This is a genomic window from Clostridium intestinale (genome assembly GCF_035905475.1).
Classification (GTDB): Bacteria; Bacillota; Clostridia; order Clostridiales; family Clostridiaceae; genus Clostridium_T; species Clostridium_T intestinale.
The window spans coordinates 4,513,637-4,536,385 of the sequence record NZ_CP121166.1 but is presented as its reverse complement, the minus strand read 5'-3'; the positions used below and the strand labels follow the sequence as shown (position 1 = coordinate 4,536,385).

Here is a 22,749-nt window from a genome sequence, read left to right as displayed (position 1 = left end):
TTATAGCTCTATTTTTGTCTAATACTTATATGAATTAAAGAATTGGACAAAAAACGCCTAGCTATTTTTTACTCTGTTCAATAATCTATAAAATAAGCCAGTTGTAGATGTACTTATCTACAACTGGCTTATTTAACTCATCAGTCCGCTGCTTCGCTTTTCCTATGCCCCGCTTTTGCACTGCTCCTATTTTTCACTGCTGCACTTTTCCACTGTACCTGTGCTTTTATGCTTTTGCATATCGATTCTCCACTGTTCCGGCATTGGCAAATAGCACTGATCCTCTTTTCCACTGTTGTTAAATAGGAACATTCCTATGATCTATAGAGCTTGCACTTTTTTTCGAAATAGCGACTAACACCCCTAGTAGTATAGATAAAAATGCTGATGCCAAAACTCTATATTCAGGTGGTAGTAAAAATACGATTGTATGACACGGCATCCAAACAAATATACATGTTTTTAGCCAAGAAAAACCTACCATCCCTTGCCAATCAACTCTATTTACCATTTCACTAACTGTTATTTTTCCCTTTAAAATCCCCTTATTCTTTTCATAACACAGGTCTACAAAAAGATCTCCAAACTTATGATAAATATACATCATTGGTCCAAAAGTCATATTCATAATAACACTTGCAAATAATGCTAAAGCTACTTTCGATTCTTGAAAAGGCAATTTTCCACTTGCTTGTGCTCCAGCTGCACCTGCCATAAATACGCTGAACACCAATGTTATCATCATTCCTAAAATTCCCCAAACTACTGCCTTAAAGAAAAATCCTTGTGAAAAGCTCCATTTTCCCTTTAGTATCCTTCCCCCAAGCATGTCCCCCATGGATGCTAAAATAAAGAACTTTATAAATCCTCCAATATAAGCATGAGCTTCAGTAAAACTTATAAATACAGATCTTGCACTTGGAATTACCAGTACCAAAACCCAAACTAGAAGCAATAACCCCCATACTATGTCACCTTTTAAATTTTTCATAACTACTTCCTTTCCTATTTTTACAGTAACTTAAAATAATTCTGTATGATTTCTTCATAAATACTTGATAATAATTTAACGTATTTTCTTTTTAATTATAGGTTGCTAACTTAAACATAGTCCAATAGCAAATCTGCATAATTCTTATAACTAAAAGCTATTACTCCAAAAAATGAGCTAAGGTATTCGTCTAAGCTTAAATGATTAACGAAAAAAGCTGTCTATCAAGACAGCTCATATATTGTAAATCTATTATTAACTATAAATACTACTTAATTTTATGTTTCTTAATTTCACCATTATTATTTATTATATAAATAGTGTCACAAATCTCTTGTAATTCAATGATATTATTATTTATTATAATAATCCCAGTGCCTGTTTCTGCTGCTTCATTTAATGCCGAATAAATCATTTTTTTCATAATAATATCTGCTCTTTCACATGGATTCATGCATATCAATATTTTGTTATTACAAATTATTTCCCTATACAATAACATTAGTTGCTCTATATAGGAATAAGTGTTTATTATCTCTTTATAGGTTCTACTATTTATAATATTTTTAAATTGATTAATCATAAATTTAACCATTTTATGATCAATAAAAATTTTCCCTATAGAATACTTTTTTATAAAATATAATATTAGATTGTCTTCTAAACTCATTGATTCTATTATAAACTCATTACTCAATCCACTAGGAATAACTCCTATTCCTTTTCTTTTAGCTGAACTTATACTTTTAGGATGAAATCTCTCCTCTTCAAAAATTATGCTTCCTGATAATACTTTAGTTTCTCCTGTTATTATATCTAGTATTTTTTTGTTTAAAATATTTTCGTCATGAAATATCCCTATTATTTCACCTTTCTTTAAGGATAAGTTAATATTGTGAATATCTAATCCTAAATTAACTTCTTCCATAGATAAAATAGTTTCATTTTTTATGTTTGACTGTCTTTCTATTTCCATTGGCATATCATAACCGACTAAAAAATTATTTATAAGAATCTCAGAGTATTGTTCATTGTAAAGTATCTTTGCAATCTTTCTATCTCTTATTATAAACATTCTATCGGATATATTAGTTATTCTATTGATTCTATTTGACTCATATACAATAGAAATCCCCATATTTTTTAACTCTTCTAATAAATATATAATTTGGTCTATTTCTTCTTTACTACAGGTTAATATAACCTCATCTATAACTATTAGTACTGGTTTTATAATAATTGCTTTCAAAAGCTCTACTATTCTTATTTCCCATTGTGTTAACTCTTTTATTAAACAATCTGATTTTACATTAGGTAGATATTTAGCTAACAGCTTTTCAGTTTTATAAATAATATGCTTGTAATTAATAAAAATATTTTTATATTGCTTATTGCCAATTACAAATATATTCTCTGCAACCGATAAGTTATCCACTAGTATAGTTTCTTTTCCAAGACAAAAAATATCTCTATTTTTCACAATACATTGATTTTTAGTATATATTTTATTTTTAAAAATTACCCTGCCTTCTTCAATTACATTTTCTCCTGATAAAATTTTGTACAGCGCTGTTTTCCCTTCTCCTGATAATCCAGCCAAGCTTAAGATTTCTCCCTTAAATACATATAAGCGAAAATCTTCTAAAATACTACGATTTAAATTGTATACAGAAATATTCTCCATTCTTAAAACTTCTTCTTTCATATGCTCTCCAAGGTTTTTATATCTACTTTTCTAACTTATAGGAATCACCACTTCTACTTCTGTTCCTAAAGCTAGTGTGCTTGATACATTAAGTCCATACTCTTTCCCAAATAGTAACTTTAATCTTTTATTTACATTGCTCATAGCAATACCTGCACCTTTTTTACTATTTGTCTCAACTAAATTCTCCAAATTCCCATTAATTTTTTTATTTAATTCACTTAAAGTTATATGATCCATTCCAATCCCATCATCGGTTATAATAATGATGATTCTCTTTTGAGTTTTTTCGATTCTTATTATTAATTCACCCTCGTTTGCTTTTGTTTCTAACCCATGATAAATAGCATTTTCTACAATAGGTTGTAATGTTAACTTAGGTATAGAACTGCTTAATAATTCTTCATCTAATTCATCAAATTTTATTTGAAAATGTATTTTATCCTCGAACCTATATTTCTGAATTTCCATATAGTTCATTACATTTTTCAGCTCATCTTCTAATTTAACAATATCACTGTTATTGCTTATACTATATCTAAAATATTTAGCCAAAGCTTCTGTCATATTTGATATAACGTAATGCTCATCTTCTATCGCCTGTCCTCTTATTGATTCTAAAGTATTATAAAGAAAATGAGGATTTATTTGATTTTGAAGCTCCGCAAAATGTATTTTTTGGTTGAGCATTTCAGCAGAATGTTTTCTAACTAATTGTCTTTCATTATCAATAATTATATTATTGATATTATTTAATATATCTAAAATGGAGTTATTATCTTCATTACCTCCATTTATATTAATATTCCTAATATTTTCTTCAATTAATTTTATAGGCTTACAAATAAATATATAAAAACAAATAAATATTATAACTAATAACAAACCTACTAAGATTATCAACATTAAACTGCGGTTTAAGCCCTTTTTTGTTATTGCAAATTCTAATATTCCTACTATATAAACTATTAAGATACTAAACATCAATATTAAAAATATTGTTAGTATTCTTTTATATAAACTTTTCATATTAAAGCTATCCTTTATTATATAATTTTCTATATTTTGACGGTTTTATTCCAACTATTTTATCAAACAACTTACTAAAGTATCTAGAATCTGTATATCCTATTTGTTCAGTAATTTCTGCTATTGGTAAATTTGTAGTCTTTAATATCTCCTTTGATAACTCAATTCTTAATTCTATAATATAATCACAGAAATTTACTCCCATCTCTTTTTTAAACATAGTACTTAAATAAGCAGGACTTATTTGAACTACTTCTGCAACTTCTTCTAATGTTATTGCATTTTGGTAATTATATGAAATATATTTTTTAGCTTTTGTTATCAATGCTAATTCTTTTTTATTAACGCCACAATTACACTCCTTCAACTGATCTACTACAAATAACTTATATTTATTAACTAGAATCTTTCTATCATTTTCAATATTTATTAACCTATTATATTGGCTTATTAACGCCTCAGAAAAGTTATCTTTCACATCTATAGATTTATAAACTTCTAATATTGTTTCATTTATACTCTCTAATGTTTTAAAAAAGTAAATAGCATTTCCATGGTACTTTGTATCAACTTTCTTAAATGCATTATCAATTAATGATAAAAACCCTTTATAATTTTGTGATTCCACTATGTTTTTTAAATCCCATATTTCTTTATCACTTAAAATACTTGTCCCATTAATCCCAAGAGGTTCTGTCATAGAGATATCTATTATAGTGTTCACTCCATAAGTTACTCTATATTTAATCATATTTATGCTGTTATATATGGTCGAAGGGATTTCATTAATTTTTGTTACCGTATTTCCTAAAGTTAAAATAAAATTTAAATCTTGAAATTTCCCAATTAATTTTTTTATTATATTTAAAAATTTATTTAAAGATTCATGCATACAGTTTTCATCAACTTGCCTATAGTTAATAAGTAATATTACTCCTTCTTTATAAAGGCTATTAGTAATATCATGGGTTTTATCAAGAAATAGATTGTCAAATTCTTTTATGAAAATATTAAAAATATTTTTATGATTAAATCCTTCATTATCCTCACTTAATATTTTTAGATATATTGCTTTAAAGCTACCTTTTTGAAAATGTAAATTAAATTCCTCATTAATTTTGCTTATATTTGAATCTTTTACTAAGTTATTATTTAGCAACACATTGTTAATCAAGTTATTTCTTATCTTTTCCTTGCTGTTTTTTAATTCAATATCTTTTTGTATATTTATATGGAGTACTTCATAATTCTTTTTTATTCTAACAAGCGCATTAATTAATTCATTTCTATCTATAGGTTTTAAAATATAGTCCTCTACTCCATATTTTATTGCACTCTTTGCATATTCAAAGTACTTATATCCACTTATGATAATAAATTTAATTTTTTCGCTATTAACTTGTTCGATCATCTCTATTCCAGTACATCCTGGCATCCTAATATCAGTTATTACTACATCTGGATCATATAACTGTATTTTATTTATAGCTTCTGTTCCGGAGTATGCAAAGTCTACTATTTCGAATCCCAACTCATTCCATGGAATAATATTCTGGATTAATTTGCATATCCGTTTCTCATCCTCAGAAATTAACACCTTTATCATAGCTTGCCTCCATAAATATTATAAATATCTCTTCACTACCCTTTTCATTTGATTATAATTGTAATCTTTTACATTAACCTCTCTTTTTTAAACTTTATTGTTGTTAATTTTTAACCTTATTTAATTGAAGTATTAAATTCATTGGCAATTAGTTAAAAATTTAATCTCTTATTTTAACCTAAAAAGGATGCACACCAAATTAATCATTAAAATTTAATCTGATATACATCCTTTCATATTAAAATGTTTTGTTATTTCATTTTATTTAATATGAATTCAGGCCATTTTTTCTACCCCTGAAGCTTTTATAGTGCTTCTTTTAACTTTAACTTGCTTTTGATACGTATCAAAAGCTATTGCAGCAATTAAGATCAATGCTTTGGCTACATATTGAATGTAGATTCCTAATCCTATTAATTGCATTCCATTAGATAATACACCTAGAATTAACACCCCTATAATAACTCCATCAATGTCGCCTTCCCCGCCTATAAAACTTACTCCACCTAATACACACGCTGTAATTGCACTAAATTCAGTACCTGGTCCCATTGAAGAGTTAGCTGAACCTGTTCTAGATATTAAAACAACAGCTGCTAGTCCCACTAATAAACCACATAAAGCAAAAACTAATAGTTTAATTTTTTTCACATCTATTCCTGCTAAGTGAGCAGCTTCTGGGTTTCCACCTACTGCATAAATATGTCTTCCAAAGTATGTTTTCTTTAGCATAACCCCTATAACTATAGCAACTACAAGAACTATGATTACAGGTAATGGAACTTTGCCTACATAACCTTGTCCAATAAACTTAAAGGACGAACTTAAGTCATAAATTGATTTAGATTGTGATGTTAGAAATGATATCCCTTGAAATAATGTCATTGTAGCTAGGGTAACAATCATTGGATGCATGTTAAGTCTATTTGCTGTAAACCCATTTATCAATCCTAGAAGTACACCTATAAGTAATCCTAGAATTATAGAAATCCAAATTGGCATACTTAGCCACTGCATAAATATAGCAACACAAACTCCTATTACAGAAATTTGATATCCAACTGATAAGTCTGTACCTCCACTAATCATAACCATAGCAACTCCTATTGATGCTATAATTAAATACGAATTTTGAGTAATTATATTCATTATATTGTTAAAGGTTAAAAACTTAGGTGACATTATTCCAAAGAAAATCACTAATCCAATTAAAATAAATAGTAGTACAAATTTTTTCAAATCGATAGATATTTTTTTATTATTTGTCATTTTTTACACTCCTTTAGTTACTTGAAGCTAGTTCTAAAATTTTATTTTGTGAGAAATCATTTTTCAAAATTTCTCCTGATATTTTTCCTTCACATAAAACCAATATTCTATCTGACATTCCAAGTAACTCCTCCATATCAGAGCTAATCATTATTATAGCTTTACCATCCTCAACTAATTCGTTCATTATATTATAAATCTCATGACGAGCTCCAATATCTATACCACGTGTTGGCTCATCAAAAATTATAATATCTGAATTAGTGGCTAAGACTTTTGCCAATACTACCTTCTGCTGATTTCCACCACTTAAATTACCTACAATTTGATCCACTGATGGAGTCTTTATTCTTAACTTTTCTTTATATTCATCAGCTTGCTTTTGCTCACTTTCGTTATTTACAATTCCATTTTTCGAAATATCTTTAATATTAGATATGACTACATTCCATTTAATACTTTTTCTCAAAAAACACCCCTGATTCTTTCTATCTTCAGGTATTAATCCTATGCCAAACTTTAATGCCTGCTTAGGTGAGTTTATTTCTACTTTCTTGCCGTCAATAAATACTTCTCCACTATTTTTTTTATCTGCTCCAAATATTACTCTAACTAATTCTGTTCTTCCAGCACCAACTAAACCAGCTAACCCTAGTATTTCACCCTTTTTTATTTCAAAGGATACATTGCTATTTTTTAAGCCTGAAACATTTTTAATTTCCATGGCTACTTCCTCTTTAATGCAATTTCTATTAGGGTAGGATTCTGTTAATGCTCTTCCAACCATTAATGATATTAGCTCTTTTCTATTTGTCTCTTTTGTATTTACAGTTGTTATATACTGACCATCTCTCATTATTGAGACTCTATCTGTCACTTGAAATATTTCCTCTAATCTATGAGAAATATAAATTATAGTTACACCATTTTTCTTTAATGCTTCTATTATTTTATATAGATTTTCTACCTCTCCTAATGTTAGTTGTGCCGTTGGCTCATCCATAACAATCACCTTAGCATCTTTAGAAATTGCCTTAGCTATCTCTACTAATTGTTGAAGTGCAGGTGATAAGTCCCTCACTTTAATGTCTGGATTAATGTCTATATTGAATCTATCAAATATTTTCTTTGCTTTTTCTCTTATCGCCTTGTAGTTAACTAATCCCTCTGTCTTTTCACCTAAACAAATATTCTCAGCTACTGATAAAGTATTTATTAGGTTATACTCTTGATAAATAACTTCAACACCATGTCCTCTAGATATTTTAGGAGTCATGTGTTTATATTCTTTTTCATCGATTATTATATTTCCTTCATCATTTCTTACAGCACCTGAAAGAATCTTTATAAGTGTAGATTTTCCTGCTCCATTTTCTCCTAATAAAGCATGTACTTCTCCTTTTATGAAATCAATGGATACATTATTTAGAGCTACTACCCCAGGATATCTTTTTGTTATGTTTTTTAGTGACAATACTACCTCTTCCATTTTTTCACCTCAATTATTTTTAACTTATATGCCGAAGGTTTGTACACCTTCGGCATACTTATATATATAATTATTGCTGATCTACATTATCTACTGTTACGTTAATTACTTTTGATTCTATTTTTGCTGGAAGTGTTTCATTGTTTAATAATTTTTCTGACGCTGACCAAACATCTGCAAAAATATCATTTAATGTCCCTACTGAAACTACTCCTCTAACTATACTTTCATTATTCTTTGAACCTTTAATTGCTGATGCAACCTCTGAAGAAAAATCTGCTCCAAAAGCTCCAAATTTTGATTTATCTTTTACTACCGAACTTGGTGACATTGCATAAGCATTAACCCCAAGTGCCATACCAGAGTTGTAGCATAATATAGTTTTTATATTAGGATTAGTTTGGAATAAGTTTTCAGCTGCCTTTTGAGCAGCATCAAAAGTATTTGATTCAGGCTCTATATAAGTTACTTTAGCGTTTTTAGATATCTCAGTAAATTTATCCTTCATGCCCTTAGTTCTATTAGCAGCTTCTGGAGTTCCTGAATATCCAAATATAGCTACTTCAGTTTCATCACTAAAAGTCTTTTTCATCCAATCATTAGCTAAAGTAGCTATATTTTCACCAATTATAGTTTCACTTGGAGTACCTAAGTACACATCTTGTTCCTTAGTATCAGTTGTAAATGCCATTACTTTAATTCCAGCATCTCTTGCTTTTTTACATGCATCGGTAAGTCCTGTTGGGTCAACGCCCATAACTATTATTAAATCTGCCCCCATTGTAGTGAAGTTTTCAATCTGCTCAACTTGCTTAGTTGCATTTCCATCGGCAACTGCAACCTCACATTTTATTCCTTTTGATTCAAACATTGATTTAGTTCCATCCGCTAAAGCCTGCATAAAGTCATTGCCTGTGTATGAAATTGCAAATCCAACAAACTTCTCCTTGTTTGAGCTATCTCCAGTGGCTGTGTTTGACTTGTTGCTACATCCTACCATAGCTCCAAACAAAATGCTTCCAGTTAATAAAATACTTAATAGCTTTTTCATAAATTTCTCCTCCTATGATATCGGGTTGTTTTACAATTACAATTATACTTTTTGTAAAAACGTATACAATGAGGCTTTCTTTTGAAAAAGTGTTTTATTTTTCACTAAAATATAAGACTAAGCATTTAATTAGCTTAGTCTTATATTTATTACTTAAATATTTGAGATTCCTTATTCTCCATATCCTTTATATTTCTCTAGTAACTCTTTCTTATTAGGAATTTGTCCAGGTCCAACTGCCTTTGTAGAAATTTCAACTTGATGCTCTAGCTTACCTTCATAAAATAAACGTGAACGTTTCTGCTCTGCTTCACTAAAGTTAACCTTTATTTCTCCATCAACTAAGGTTAAATCTCCACTTATCCCACATACTGGACACTCTACTATATTTCTTTTATGAACCACCGTTAACATATCACAATGACACACAGGGCAAACCCCCTCATCATTTCCTCTCCACTTATTCATAGCTTCTTTATTTTTGCTATTTAAAGCTTCAGCAATATTTTGCCCCATTACAACCATACGATCCATAACTTCTTTATTACCAACAGCATGTTCATGAGCCATAGCACCAAAGTATTCGTATTTATCTACAACATTAATTCCCATTGACATTGTAAATTCATACATAGTCGGCATTGCAAAGGATAACCAGTTTTGTGTTATAGCTCCACCAACGGTTACTAATGCACCTATTCTTGGTTTAAATGATCTCTCATCTGGCAACTTTTCTGGATCTTTTCCCATTTTTATTCCCATCTTTTTAGCTTCTGTTCTAAATGCTATATCATGAGATGGTCCTAATCTATCACATACAGTTTTAAACTTACCTGTTGGAGATAATACATATGTAGGAGAACCTACAATTACTGCATCACATTCCATTAATGCCTCATCTATAATGTGCATTTCATCCTTTAAATGACATCCTCCATTTCCTCCATGTAATAATCCTATTACACATGATATGCATCCTGTACAGTCACATATATCTAAATCATCTGCACGGATGAATTTAACCTCCGAGCCAGCCTTCTCACACTCCATTAGAGCAGTTTTTATCATTATTTCAGTATTACTCATTTTTCTTCCAAATGATATTCCAAGCACTTTTTTCTTCATAGTTTTCCCCTTATTTTTATATTTCTACTATTCTTTCTTTACTTCCTTCTAGCGGAACAGGAATATATGCAGTTCTTGTAGCAACTGTCAATTTAATCTTATGTGTACCCTTGCTTAATCCGCCTTCTTCTAATATCCTAATATATAATGGTTCGCCATATTCCCATTTATAAGAAGTAACTGTTTCTGCCTCCTTTAAAGTGAACCAATCTATTTTATCTATAGAAATTCTTATGTTTTCTAATGGCTCAACATCACCATCTTTGCTTACACGAATATATTCAATCATTGAAAGTGGAATCCCTCTATAATAAGTTATATTAGTTTGCATTTCATATCCTATTATATCACCATTTTCTACTACATTTTTACAACTGTCTTCTAGAAAGACATTATTATCAAACATTATTTCTTCCCCCTTAACCCTGAATTTCTTTTAAACATTCTCTAATATACTTCTGATTTGCTGAAACCTGCTCCTTCTCAGCCATTGGAGTTCCTGGAAGAGTGAATCTATTACCCTCGTATTCTGTTGCTACATATCCATCATAATTATGTTCATGAAGATATTGTAATAATCCTTTATAGTCCATAGAATACTCTGGTCCTTCCTCTGTCATTTCAAATAATTTAAAGTGAAAATGTTTAATATATGGCATGTACTCATCTAATATGTCATAAGAATAATTTTCATACCCATCACATAAATGTGCAAACATGTGATCTTCTTCAGTTTTCATTGTTTTTATAAAGTCTTCTGGAAACTTTCCATCATTTTTTTTACGTTCTTTATGAAAATCTGTTCCTTTCTCAAATAAGGCATCAATATAATCAAATATTTCTTTACTAGCGCCATTATTTAATTCATATTTTTTAACTACTCTTGGAAATCTTCTGCAAAAAATACCTGTATCTATTACTAGTCCAATATACGTTGAGTTTAATCTTTTCATTTCTTCTATAAATTCTCTAGTTTCTTGAATATCAAAAGCCATAGCTGCATGAATTTCTAAAGCAACTGTTACATTATATTGCTCGCAATATGGTAATAATGGTTCTAGAACCCAATAAGGAACCATAGAAACTAACCTTATTAATCTGATTCCAAGTTTATCTGCCTGCTTTATTTCTTTAACTAATAACTCAACACATTCTTTATGTGTTAATTCACGATTTTTATAAATATTAGTGTTTAAAAATACATCTGCAATTACAGGTTTTAATTCAGTTTCTTTAATTATCTTATTCCATCTTTCTAAAGTCTCATCACTTATATCAGGTGCGCCATGAAGCATCTGGTCAGGTAATATTTCAACTCCCTCTGCCTTGCTTTCTTTTACAAACCACATAATATCTTCTAGACTCATTCTTTTGTTTAAATATTCATCTTGTAAACTATATAAACTTACACATGTTTTTATTTTAGACATACTGTTATTCCTCCTTATTAAATCACATTTTATTCAAAATCAATTGTTCTTCCAGTCTCAGCTGATTCTCTTACAGCTTCCATTACAGCTAATACTCTTCTTACTTCTGGTATTTTAACAACAAACTCTTCTTTTCCAGCTACGGCACTTAAATAATTTTCAAAAAACATAACATGATCAACATTTACCTTTGGTAATTCTTCAGTAATCAATATTCCTTCTGCTGGTGGTCCAAAAGAGCGAGTTGGTCCTGATGCTGTCATCGTTGTTTTTCCTGGAATATTTTGGAGAAGTCTTGTTGTACTAGCAATTTTTCCTTCTGGTTCGAAGCCATCTGAGTACATACTTCCTTTGTCTCCTCCTATAAACCAATGTCTTTCAAACCATTTATGCTTGTCTGCTAAAAAATATGTTCCAAGCTCAACTTCTGCTGCTATTCCATTTTCAAATCTGAACCATATCTTAAAATAATCATCTACTTCTTCATTAATTACATTTCTTAAATCTGCAAATATAGTTGTTATTTTGCTATCTACCATATACAGTATTTGGTCTATTAAATGAACACCCCAGTCATATAACATACCACCACCATACTTCTTATAAATATGCCAATCATGCATATTTCCATTTATTCCGTATAACATTGATTGAATAGTATATACATTTCCTAGTGATTTTTTATCGTAAACCTCCTTAGCTGTTCTAAAGTCTTCATCAAATCTACGTTGTTGATGTACTGTAAATAACACACCAGTATCTTTCACTACAGCTATCATTTCATCAAACTCTTTTACACTCATAGCCGCTGGTTTTTCACATATTATGTTTTTTCCAGCCTTTGCCGACTTAATCACGACTTCTTTATGGACATGATTACTTACAGAAATTATTACCGTATTAATTTCTTCTATTTTTAATAGTTCATCTACCTCAGTAGTTTTCACTATACCTTCTGTAGTTGCATCATCCATTTTTTCTTTTTCAATATCACATATTGCAATTACTTTAGCTTCCTTTAATGAATTCAATGTCTTTTCATGAATATGGCCCATAAATCCAAAGCCTATAATTCCAAATTTAACTTCCATAAATCTTCCTCCTTACACTTAAATAACGAAATTTCTCAAATATTTAGCTGACAATTTAACTGACTTCTTAGCCTCATCAATAGACCCTTCAAAGGCTTTATCCTCAACTTCTATACATGTATAGCCTTTATACCCTATGTCTGTTAATGCCGAAACATATTTTCCCCAGTTTATATCACCAAGCCCTGGTAATTTAGGTGACATATACTTAAGCGGAGTTGCCATTATCCCAACATCATCAAGCTTATCTTTAAATACTTTTATGTCCTTATAATGAACATGGAATATTTTATCCTTAAATTCATATATTGGCTTAATATAGTCTATTTGCTGCCATACAAAATGAGAAGGATCGTAGTTAATACCCAAATTATCACTTTCAAGTATTTTAAATACCTCTCTCCATATAGCTGGTGTAGTCATAAGATTTTGTCCACCTGGCCATTCATCATTAGTAAAAAGCATTGGGCAATTTTCTATTGCAATCTTTACATCTTTTTCTTCTGCATATTTTACAATTGGAGGCCATACTTCTTTAACTATCTCTAAATTTTCCTCAACAGTTTTATTAGGTACTCTTCCTAAAAATGTTGTAATCATATTTACCCCAAGCTTACTACTTGCATCTATTAATTTATAAATGTGATTAACGTATACTTCTCTTTTTTCTAAATCTGGGTCTAGGGTGTTTGGATAATATCCAAGCGCTGATATTTCTACACCTTTTTCTTTACAATAATTTTTAATATAATCTACCTTATCGTCACCTAAGTCTGCAATATCAATATGTGATACTCCAGCATATCTTCTTTCAGCTTTCCCTTTTGGCCAACAACAAACCTCTAGGCATTCTAAATTATTTTCAGCTGCGAAGTCTACTAACGCCTCAAAAGTTAACTCTCCTAAAATAGCACTATTTAATCCTAACTTCATGCTAACTTCCTCCATGTATTTAATTTTCCTATTAAAGGTCTACAGGTTTACCAGTTTCTTCTGACTTATATATTGCTTCTAAAATTTGTGTAACAACAAAAGCTTGCTCTGGCTTAACTAATGGTTCTGTATCATTTAAAATAGCATCAATCCATTGAGTAGCTTCTGCATCACGTTGTTCTAATGTACCCGCTCCTTCAAAACCAAATACTCCACCTGCATCTGAAGGTTGACTTTGAACTAGTTTTCCATGAGCTGCTTTATTGAATACAACATATCCTTGATCTGCAAATGCTAGTCCAAACATTTCCGCACCTGCATCTGTTCCACACAGTGTAACTTGAGCTTCTTTTGGATTTATCATGTTTAGCGCCCAAGCTGCTTCTAGATATATAGTTGCTCCATTCTCCATCTTTATAAATCCAAATGCTGAATCCTCTGTTTCAAAAGTTTCTGTATTCCAAGGTCCAAACATATTACCTTCTGGCTTATCTTTAAGCTTTTGATAAACTGATCCAAATACTGTTTTGGGTTTGTAATTATCCATGAACCATAAAGTTAAATCTAAAGCATGCGTCCCAATATCTATTAAAGGTCCGCCCCCTTGTTTTGATTTATCTGGGAATACGCCCCAAGTTGGAACACCTCTACGCCTTATAGCATGAGCCTTTGCAAGATAAATATCTCCAAGCTCACCATTTTCACAAGCTTCTTTTGTTTCAATAGAATCTGAACGGAAACGATTTTGATAACCTATTGTTAGCTTTTTACCTGTTCTCTTAGCTGCATCTAACATTGTTTGTGCTTCTGCACTGTTTATTGCCATTGGTTTTTCACACATAACGTGCTTACCAGCTTCTAAAGATGCTACAGTAATCTCAGCATGGGATACATTTGGTGTTAACACATGAATTACATCTATGCTTTCATCTTTAATTAACTCTTTATAATCTACATACACTTTATAACCTTCATATCCATATTTTTCTCCAGCTTCCACAGCTCTTTCTTCAAGAATGTCACAAAATGCTACTAACTCTACTTTGTCTTTTAACTTAGCTAATGCAGGAAAATGCTTTCCATGTGCAATTCCTCCACATCCAATAAAACCAATTTTTAATTTTTTCATCTTAATTCCCTCTCCTCACATTCAAAATATATCTATATTGCATTAAGTTATTTGTTAAATCAATTACATTTTACTTTTTTAATCCTTTAAGTTCCTTTTGTTATTTATCCAATTATACTTATAAAATTAATTTAAATATAAAGTCATATTAATTTAGGTTAAAATTTTATACAAATTTTTAACCTACTTAATTTAAATATTAAGCATAAAAATGGACGTTTAAGAAATTATCTTCTTAAACGTCCACATGCTACCTATATTCAAATGTTATCTCAAAAAAATTCACTTCATGTGCTGAGAGAAAGCTTTCTAATTTTAACTCTCCATTGCTTTCTATATAAAACACCTTTTGTTTTGGAACACATATTTGCTTTAAATAATCAATTTCATCTTTCTTAATATTATTTATTGCATTCATATTAACCCATTCATCAAAAATACTTCCATGACTCCTATTTAAAATGTATTGCTTTATTCGATAATTACCTTTTTTTATACCCCTTAAATACATATTTATATTTAAGTTCTTTTCATTTTCATAAATACTATAATATTGATCTACACTTAATGAAGCCTCTTCTTTTAAGCAATGCATATAGTCAAAATGCTTGTAGTTATAGGTTATAACTTCATAATTATATTGTGACTTCTTAGTTACAATATAGCCATCTCCCTTTTGTACTAAGAAGTTTCCTAGCTTCGATAACATTTCATAAGCATGAAATCCTGGTTTATTTATACCATTTGCACTTACTAATCCCATATCACCATATAATAAATCCTTTGAGTCTTTTAGCTCACCAGAAACATCTGAGCAGAACCAATATCCAAAACTATTTGTTTCATCTAAGTTATCTATTATATTTTTAGTAATATATGCGGCTTTAAAAGTTGTATCATTGGCAGGATGACGATGGGATATACTAGAATTATATTCTGTTACATGTATTTCTGGAATGCTAATCTCAGATTCCTTAATTATTTTTCTTATTTTATTTAACTTTATCTTCGCATAATTCCTATCTTTAGAAGGTAATAAATGTTGCTTATATTCCTCTCTTATATTAGAATTATCTGTTCTATCATTCCTGCTGTCCTCTATCAACTCATAAGGGTATATTGATACAGATAAAAAATCAAATTTAATCCTCCTCTTTTTTACTTCTTCTAAGAAGTCTTTAAACCATTGCATGTTGACCTCTGGATTAAATCCAGGTCCCCCTACTTTTGCATTAGGCACCATTTCTTTTATAACTCTATAATAACTCTCAAATATGCTTAAATATTTATCAAAATTCCCATTCCAAAAAACATAATTAGTATCCCCTTCTTTCCAAAGTTCAAAGTACCATTGAGAAACTTCAGTAATTCCATATCTATTTATTGAATGAGCAATAAACTTTTCTAACAAATTTACTGAATCTTTCACATTTCTTTGGGCAGAGTTCTTAAAATACATAATCTTATTTCCAGCTAAGCTTAGTATTTTAGCTTTATTTCCTAATTCAATAAATGGTTTCAAATTAATACTATATAAAAAATCAATTAGTTTATCTATCTTATTAAAATTATAGTTTTCTTCTTGTATCCTTGAGTTTTCATAGCTAAACATTTCATCACTAAAAATGCCTTGAAATCTAGCATATTTAAACTTAATTTTATTTTGAAGCGTTGTTAAATGTTGCTGTAAATCTGACCTTAGTCCATCTTGGGCATAACCAAGGTTAATTAAATTTTTCCATGAATGAGAAACTTCTTTTACTCCCTCAGGATTTATATCTACTAGAATAGTTTCTTCTATACTATGTTTTTCAGCTTTAGTCTTTACTTCTTCTATAGCTGCATATTTCTTTATCTCTTCAATGGCTTGACTATAATTTACTGAAATTATGTCCTTTTCTGTTGTCCTATTATCTTCTTTCTTCCCATCATCTATTAATTGTCTTTTTCTTATTTTATTACGATACTCAGCAGGTGTAGTATTGTATACTTCTCTAAATATTTTATTAAAAGCCACTAAATTAGGAAAACCATGCTTCATTGCTATCTGCGTTATTGAATTGTCTGTCTTAACGAGCTCCTTATTTGCCTGAGATAGCCTATATCTATTTAGATATCTTGAAAATGTAACTCCCATCTGTATTTTAAAAAACTTAGATAAATATTCTGGGGTCAAATACTGATTATTTGCTACATCCTGTAAAGAAATCTGTTCATAGTAATGCTGCTTAATATAGCTTACTATACTGGTTATACGCTTATTATACTTACTATTTTTGCTTTCTTGGCTATGTACATTGTAGTCTTCAACTATTATAAAATCTCTATTCATTAAATAAATTAATTCGTATATCAAAGACATGGTCTTAAGAGCATAAGCTTGCTCCTTATTAGAGTATTGATACATTATTTGAGACAAATTTTTCCTAACTCCATCATAGTTTTTATTATTATCTACGGAAGAATTACATAAAAACATCCTATGTTCCCCCTCAATTGTATCCTGAAAAAAGTCATTATCAATTTGTATGGATAAAACTAGATTTTCTTCACTATTCTCTATTTCATACATGTCTCCATTGGCTACTAATATAACATCTGATTCCACCAACTCATATTTATTATTATTTAAAATTATATTAATATTTCCTTTTAAAACAAAAAGAAATTCCATATTTTTTTGAACATTTAAAGAGAGCTTCTTTATTTTATTTAAAAGTATTGTTACAGGTAACTCCTTATTTCTTATTAAACTACTCATTTCTTCCCCCTATATTTGAACCTCATCTAGATCCTTATGTATTCCTTTTCACCGAAACTATTCTGTAAATAAATTATAAATTTATATCCTTCAATGATTTGTAATTATAATTTTATAAAACTTTAAATCCAACTACAACCTTTAACTTTTCAATCCGCTGATTTTTTTATTTATTCATTTATCAATTTTATACATTATTGACATAAAAAGAGTTTTTATTTATACTTAAACTAATTTTATAAGGAGACACGCTATGATTACCAATTTTAGAAATAAAAAACCTAAGCAAATAGATAAAAAAGTAGGACGTAAGTTTCATATTAAAACCATTGTATGGTGCTCTATATTTACTTTATTTTTCACAGGTATAACTGCTCCTTTTACTTTGCTATATGGCCCTTTTGAAAATGCAAAAAAAATTTTTATTGGGACCGCAATGGGTTCCATGCACTTTCAATGGCTTGCTACAAGCTTTTTGCCTAAAGACAAAATAGATGAAATTATCGGAGCCAATAAGGAAATTGAAGAAAATCCTATTACTAATGAAGATACTACCAATATAAAAATATCAGAGGAAAAAGATAATTCTATAGAAAGAAAAGATATATCTGATGAAAATAATAAATTTAAAGGGTATGCATTAATAATTAAAGACCCAACTAGAGTAAAGATAGGAGTTTCATCAAAAATATTTAAAGAAGGTGAAACCATTTCTGAAATTGCAGAACATTATGGTGCTGTAGCTGCTATAAATGGAGGTTATTTTACTGATGAAGCTGACTCAGAAAAATGGTCATCTAATGGTGGTATTCCAGTAGGATTTTTAATGTCAAACGGCAATATAATTCAAAATATAGATCCTAATGAAGAGTCCTATATTTTAGCCCTTACAAAAGAGGGTAAATTATTAATCGGCAAAACATCAATAGCTAAATTATTAGAAAAGAAAGAAAATGAAAAAGAAACAGTAACAGAGGCAATGACTTATATAACACCACTTATTAAAAACGGCAACTTGTTGGACATACCAAGTAATCAAGGAACCTCCCCTAAAACAATGATAGGTCAACGTAATGACGGTGCTATAATCTTTGTAGTTTTGGATTCTAATCTACCTGGAGGAAGAGTTTGTGCAACTTTAACAGAAGCACAAAAAGTAATGAGGAACTTAGAATGTTATAATGCAGTTAATTTAGATGGTGGAAAATCAACAACTATGTATCTGAACGGCAAGGTAATTAACAACCCTTCCTATGCTCTTGGAGAAAGGCCCGTATCATCTGGATTTATAGTTAAATAAGAAAGTGGAGTATGAAAATGAATATATTAAAAAAAGTAATTGTTTGCATAGTTATTTCAATTGTTATCCAATCTAGTGTACTTTTTTATTTGGATAAAATACTTTTTAAGGAATCAACTCAGTTTGTAATAGAAACCGTAGATACTCCTATAGAAACTAAGGTGTCTAATATATATATACCTAGTGATTCTGAAAATATCAAAGCTTCTTTTAACAGAAATTTTATTACATATTTTCAAAATGGTAAACTAAAAATAGTTAATACTACAACAGGTGAAACCAAGGAAATTTTGAATGGTACTAATATACTTAGTGTAGAATGGGTTCCTAAAAACAACACCTTATTTTTAGTAGAAAATAAACATGGTGAAATAAATACAAAAACATATAATGCAACAAACGAAGTAGAGCAAGATATCTGCAAATTAGCTAACTATAATGAAAATGATAATATTCAATCCTTTATTTCATTATCAACAGAATATGTAAGTATAACTAATAGAAATAACACCACAATTTATAGAGTTGATATAGAAAAAGAAAGGAAAAAAATTTCTAATTTTAAATTTATGTTAGGCACTGCTAGTGTTTCTCCAAATAAGGATTTATTCTATTTTGAAGATTTTTATAACAAGGAGTTTTACCAATATTCAAATGGAAGCAGTAAAAAAATTAATTTACAAAATACAAATCAATTGACCATATTAAAAGCTATAGGAAACACTTTATACATTGGTGAATATTCAGATGATAACAAGATTTCAAAGATAATATATGGTGAATCAATATATGATATAAATAATTGGAAAACTCAAGTTTTAAATGAAAAAGTTGATAAAAAAGATATATACATAAGTAGTGACAATCAAATATATATTAACAATAACTTACAAGGCATGGTTACTAATATTATTACAGGAGAAAATATTCAATATGATGACAATTTCCTTTTTATCAATGATAAGGTACTATGTACAATAAAAAATAATTATGTATATTTTATAAACTTAAATGATTCATAGTAAATAATATTCAAAGATACCCTTAATAAAGAAATATGGTGCAGAGATAAAATAGTAAATACTATTTTATCTTCTGCACCTTAAATTATAAACTTCTATATTTTATCCAACTCTTCTTATTGCCTTAGTTGGACATTTCTCTACACATATTCCACAATTAACACACTTATCATAATCAACCTTAGCTAAAAGGTCATTTACATGAACTGCATCATGTGGACAATTCTTTTCACATATTTTACAACCTATACATCCTACACTACAGTTTGTTCTTACTATCTTACCTGCATCTTTAGAGCTACATGCAACTCTAACTTTTTTGTTTTCTGGAATAGATTCTATTAATCCCTTAGGGCATGCTTTTATACAAGCTCCACAGTTAACACATTTCTCCTCGTTAACTTTTGCTATTCCATCTACTATATCTAAAGCTCCAAACTTACATACATTAACACAGGTTCCTAAACCTAAACAACTGTATGAACATCCAGATGCAATCTTATCCCAGTTTTCATGAGCATCAACACAGTTAGTATAACCTGCTGTATCTAACTGTATCTTTTTATTTGAGCAATTTCCATTACAGTTTACAAAGGCCACTTTTTTCTCAACTTTTTCAACCTTAACTCCAAGTATTTCACCTAATGAATTTGCAACCTTTATTCCGCCAACCGTACATCCATTTATAGTTGCTTCTCCATTTACAACAGCTTCTGCAAAAGCGTCACATCCTGGAAAACCACAACCTCCGCAATTAGCTCCTGGCAAAGCTTCACGTACCTTTGGGACTCTAGAGTCTACCTCTACAGCAAACTTATCTGACGCATAACCTAACGCTGTCCCAAATATAATCCCTAAAACACCTAAACTTAAGGCTGCATATAATATATTAATATCCATTCTCCCACCCCCTACTTTATTAAGCCTTGAAAGCCTAAAAATGCTATAGACATTAAGGCTGCAGTAAATAAGGTAATTGGTAATCCTCTTAAAACTCTAGGAATATTTTCATTGTTATCAGTTTTTTCTCTAATAAAAGATAATAAAACTATGGACATCATATATCCTAAAGCTGCTCCAACACCATTTACTACTGATTGTAGGAAATCATAATTTTCCTGCATGTTTAATACTGTCATACCTAATACAGCACAATTTGTAGTTATAAGTGGAAGATATATTCCAAGAGCTTTATAAAGTCCTGGACTCATTTTCTTTATTACCATTTCAACTAATTGAACTAAAGACGCTATAACTAATATAAAAGCTATAGTTGATAGATACTGAAGTTCAAGTGGTACTAGTATTAAATTAAACACTAAATAAGACATTATAGATGCTATAACCATAACAAAGGTAACTGCAAACCCCATTCCTATAGCAGCGTCTCTCTTTTTTGATACGCCTAAAAAAGAACATATTCCTAGAAATCTAGAAAGTACAAAATTATTTACAAACATAGCACTTACAAAAATCAATAATAAATTCATTTATTTCACCTTCTCCTCTTAATACTATTTTTCTATACTACATCCAGTTCCACAGCCTGAACAATTTCCACAGCCGTGTTCTAATGTCTTAGGTGAAGTTCCATTTTTATCAGCTTTTCTTATATTAATGTAGTTTAAAATAGTCATTAAAAAGCCTAATGTTATAAATGCTCCTGGAGCAAGAATCATAATTGAAGCTGGTTTATAGCTTTCTGGCATTATAGTAAAACCAAAAACAGCTCCGGAACCTATTAACTCTCTAATAACTCCAACCATTGTTAAAGCTAAAGTAAATCCTAATCCCATTCCAAGTCCATCAAAAATTGATGGTATTATAGAATTTTTTGAAGCATAGGCTTCAGCTCTTCCCAAAATAACACAGTTTACAACTATCAAAGGAATAAATATTCCTAAAGATTTATATAAAGCTGGTACATATCCTTGAATAAACATCTCTATAATAGTTACAAAAGACGCAACTACAACTATATATGCTGGTATTCTTATTTTATCAGGTATAAATTTTCTTAAAGCAGAAATCAACATATTTGAAAATATTAAAACTATTGTGGTAGCTATTCCCATTCCAAGGGCATTTTCAGTAGAAGTGGTTACAGCTAGAGTTGGACACATAGCTAAAACTTGAACAAATATAGGATTTTCTGTTATTACGCCATTTTTTACTCTTTCAATTACTTTATTCATATAAACAACTCCCCCTAACTTTCTGATGCTCCGGAATTTGCATCCGTACCATTTTCATCGATAGGTGCCTCTCCCTGAATATTAACTCTATAGTAATTAATAGCTTCATTAACTGCTGTTCCTACCGCTTTTGAAGATATGGTTGCACCAGTTACTCCTTCAACCTCATTTTCACTAGTTGGAGTTGTCTTCACCATACTAATTCCTTTATCTATTGGTACATTTTTAAATCTTTCTTTAAATTTATCTTCATCTATTTTGGCTCCTAACCCTGGAGTTTCAGAGTGAGATATAACCTTAAGACCTGTTGTTTTTCCTTCATTTGATATACCAATCATAAGGTCAACTGGCCCATGAAAGCCTTTAGTATTTACTTTAAATAAATACCCAACTTCCTCAGAACCATTTTTACCCTCAAGAATTTCTAAAATATTACCTTCTAATTCTTTATCTGTTTCTTCAACAGAAGTTGCTAAAGGCATAATTAATGCTAAGTCTTCTTTATTTAGTTTAGAATTTTCTGCAATTGCATCTTTAGTAACACCATTTGCCAATCCTAAAAGAACTCCTGCTATAGAAGTAATTATTGCAAGAATAATCCCTAACTTAAAATTCTCTTTCAT

At 29.7% G+C, this 22,749-nt stretch carries 20 protein-coding genes; 2 read left to right on the top strand and 18 right to left on the bottom strand.

All coding sequences use genetic code 11. From position 1 onward, the window contains the following. Positions 1-298 precede the first annotated feature (298 nt). The 14 genes from P8F83_RS22840 to P8F83_RS22775 form a co-directional block, all read right to left on the bottom strand. Positions 299-991, bottom strand: a complete 693-nt coding sequence (locus P8F83_RS22840) for a hypothetical protein (protein WP_326512823.1) — start codon at positions 989-991, stop codon at positions 299-301. 268 nt (positions 992-1,259) lie between these two features. Next, positions 1,260-2,696 carry an ATP-binding cassette domain-containing protein gene (locus tag P8F83_RS22835; protein ID WP_326512822.1) on the bottom strand — a complete coding sequence of 479 codons (1,437 nt, stop codon included), beginning with the start codon at positions 2,694-2,696 and terminating at the stop codon, positions 1,260-1,262. A 30-nt stretch (positions 2,697-2,726) separates the two neighbouring features. Beyond that, positions 2,727-3,725 (bottom strand): sensor histidine kinase, encoded by a 999-nt coding sequence (locus P8F83_RS22830; RefSeq protein WP_326512821.1) that lies wholly within the window; start codon positions 3,723-3,725, stop codon positions 2,727-2,729. 7 nt (positions 3,726-3,732) lie between these two features. Next, a complete protein-coding gene (locus tag P8F83_RS22825; protein WP_326512820.1) occupies positions 3,733-5,331 on the bottom strand; it encodes a response regulator transcription factor in 1,599 nt (532 codons plus the stop codon). 276 nt (positions 5,332-5,607) lie between these two features. Then, the gene (locus tag P8F83_RS22820) at positions 5,608-6,600 is read right to left on the bottom strand and encodes an ABC transporter permease (protein ID WP_326512819.1); all 993 of its coding nucleotides are present in this window, start codon (positions 6,598-6,600) and stop codon (positions 5,608-5,610) included. A 13-nt stretch (positions 6,601-6,613) separates the two neighbouring features. Then, positions 6,614-8,089: a sugar ABC transporter ATP-binding protein gene (locus tag P8F83_RS22815; protein ID WP_326512818.1), complete on the bottom strand. Its 1,476-nt coding sequence runs from the start codon at positions 8,087-8,089 to the stop codon at positions 6,614-6,616. A 70-nt stretch (positions 8,090-8,159) separates the two neighbouring features. Next, positions 8,160-9,140, bottom strand: coding sequence for a sugar ABC transporter substrate-binding protein (locus P8F83_RS22810; protein WP_326512817.1), 981 nt, complete (start codon positions 9,138-9,140; stop codon positions 8,160-8,162). A gap of 171 nt (positions 9,141-9,311) precedes the next feature. Continuing rightward, complete coding sequence (locus tag P8F83_RS22805) at positions 9,312-10,265, bottom strand: flavodoxin family protein (protein WP_326512816.1); 954 nt, start codon at positions 10,263-10,265, stop codon at positions 9,312-9,314. A gap of 16 nt (positions 10,266-10,281) precedes the next feature. Further along, the gene (locus P8F83_RS22800; RefSeq protein ID WP_326512815.1) at positions 10,282-10,671 is read right to left on the bottom strand and encodes a C-glycoside deglycosidase beta subunit domain-containing protein; all 390 of its coding nucleotides are present in this window, start codon (positions 10,669-10,671) and stop codon (positions 10,282-10,284) included. A gap of 13 nt (positions 10,672-10,684) precedes the next feature. Beyond that, positions 10,685-11,695: a sugar phosphate isomerase/epimerase family protein gene (locus P8F83_RS22795; RefSeq protein ID WP_326512814.1), complete on the bottom strand. Its 1,011-nt coding sequence runs from the start codon at positions 11,693-11,695 to the stop codon at positions 10,685-10,687. A 29-nt stretch (positions 11,696-11,724) separates the two neighbouring features. After that, the gene (locus P8F83_RS22790; RefSeq protein WP_326512813.1) at positions 11,725-12,786 is read right to left on the bottom strand and encodes a Gfo/Idh/MocA family protein; all 1,062 of its coding nucleotides are present in this window, start codon (positions 12,784-12,786) and stop codon (positions 11,725-11,727) included. A gap of 18 nt (positions 12,787-12,804) precedes the next feature. Next, on the bottom strand, positions 12,805-13,719 hold the full coding sequence (locus P8F83_RS22785; protein WP_326512812.1) for a sugar phosphate isomerase/epimerase family protein: 915 nt from the start codon (positions 13,717-13,719) through the stop codon (positions 12,805-12,807). A gap of 31 nt (positions 13,720-13,750) precedes the next feature. Further along, positions 13,751-14,848 (bottom strand): Gfo/Idh/MocA family protein, encoded by a 1,098-nt coding sequence (locus P8F83_RS22780; protein ID WP_326512811.1) that lies wholly within the window; start codon positions 14,846-14,848, stop codon positions 13,751-13,753. A gap of 250 nt (positions 14,849-15,098) precedes the next feature. After that, the gene (locus P8F83_RS22775) at positions 15,099-17,609 is read right to left on the bottom strand and encodes a GH39 family glycosyl hydrolase (RefSeq protein ID WP_326512810.1); all 2,511 of its coding nucleotides are present in this window, start codon (positions 17,607-17,609) and stop codon (positions 15,099-15,101) included. Positions 17,610-17,862: 253 nt separating this feature from the next. On the opposite strand from P8F83_RS22775, the gene P8F83_RS22770 reads away from it, so the two are divergent. Then, positions 17,863-18,909, top strand: coding sequence for a phosphodiester glycosidase family protein (locus tag P8F83_RS22770; protein ID WP_326512809.1), 1,047 nt, complete (start codon positions 17,863-17,865; stop codon positions 18,907-18,909). Between the two features lie 17 nt (positions 18,910-18,926). Beyond that, positions 18,927-19,931, top strand: a complete 1,005-nt coding sequence (locus P8F83_RS22765) for a hypothetical protein (protein ID WP_326512808.1) — start codon at positions 18,927-18,929, stop codon at positions 19,929-19,931. A gap of 102 nt (positions 19,932-20,033) precedes the next feature. Here P8F83_RS22765 and P8F83_RS22760 read toward each other — a convergent pair whose 3' ends face one another. The 4 genes from P8F83_RS22760 to P8F83_RS22745 are packed head-to-tail and all read right to left on the bottom strand — an operon-like array spanning position 20,034 to position 22,749. Beyond that, entirely contained in the window at positions 20,034-20,831 is a 798-nt protein-coding gene (locus P8F83_RS22760) for an RnfABCDGE type electron transport complex subunit B (RefSeq protein WP_326512807.1), read from the bottom strand. Between the two features lie 11 nt (positions 20,832-20,842). Then, on the bottom strand, positions 20,843-21,421 hold the full coding sequence (rsxA, locus tag P8F83_RS22755; RefSeq protein WP_326512806.1) for an electron transport complex subunit RsxA: 579 nt from the start codon (positions 21,419-21,421) through the stop codon (positions 20,843-20,845). A gap of 24 nt (positions 21,422-21,445) precedes the next feature. Then, positions 21,446-22,126, bottom strand: a complete 681-nt coding sequence (locus P8F83_RS22750) for an electron transport complex subunit E (RefSeq protein WP_326512805.1) — start codon at positions 22,124-22,126, stop codon at positions 21,446-21,448. Positions 22,127-22,140: 14 nt separating this feature from the next. Then, positions 22,141-22,749 (bottom strand): RnfABCDGE type electron transport complex subunit G, encoded by a 609-nt coding sequence (locus tag P8F83_RS22745; RefSeq protein ID WP_326512804.1) that lies wholly within the window; start codon positions 22,747-22,749, stop codon positions 22,141-22,143.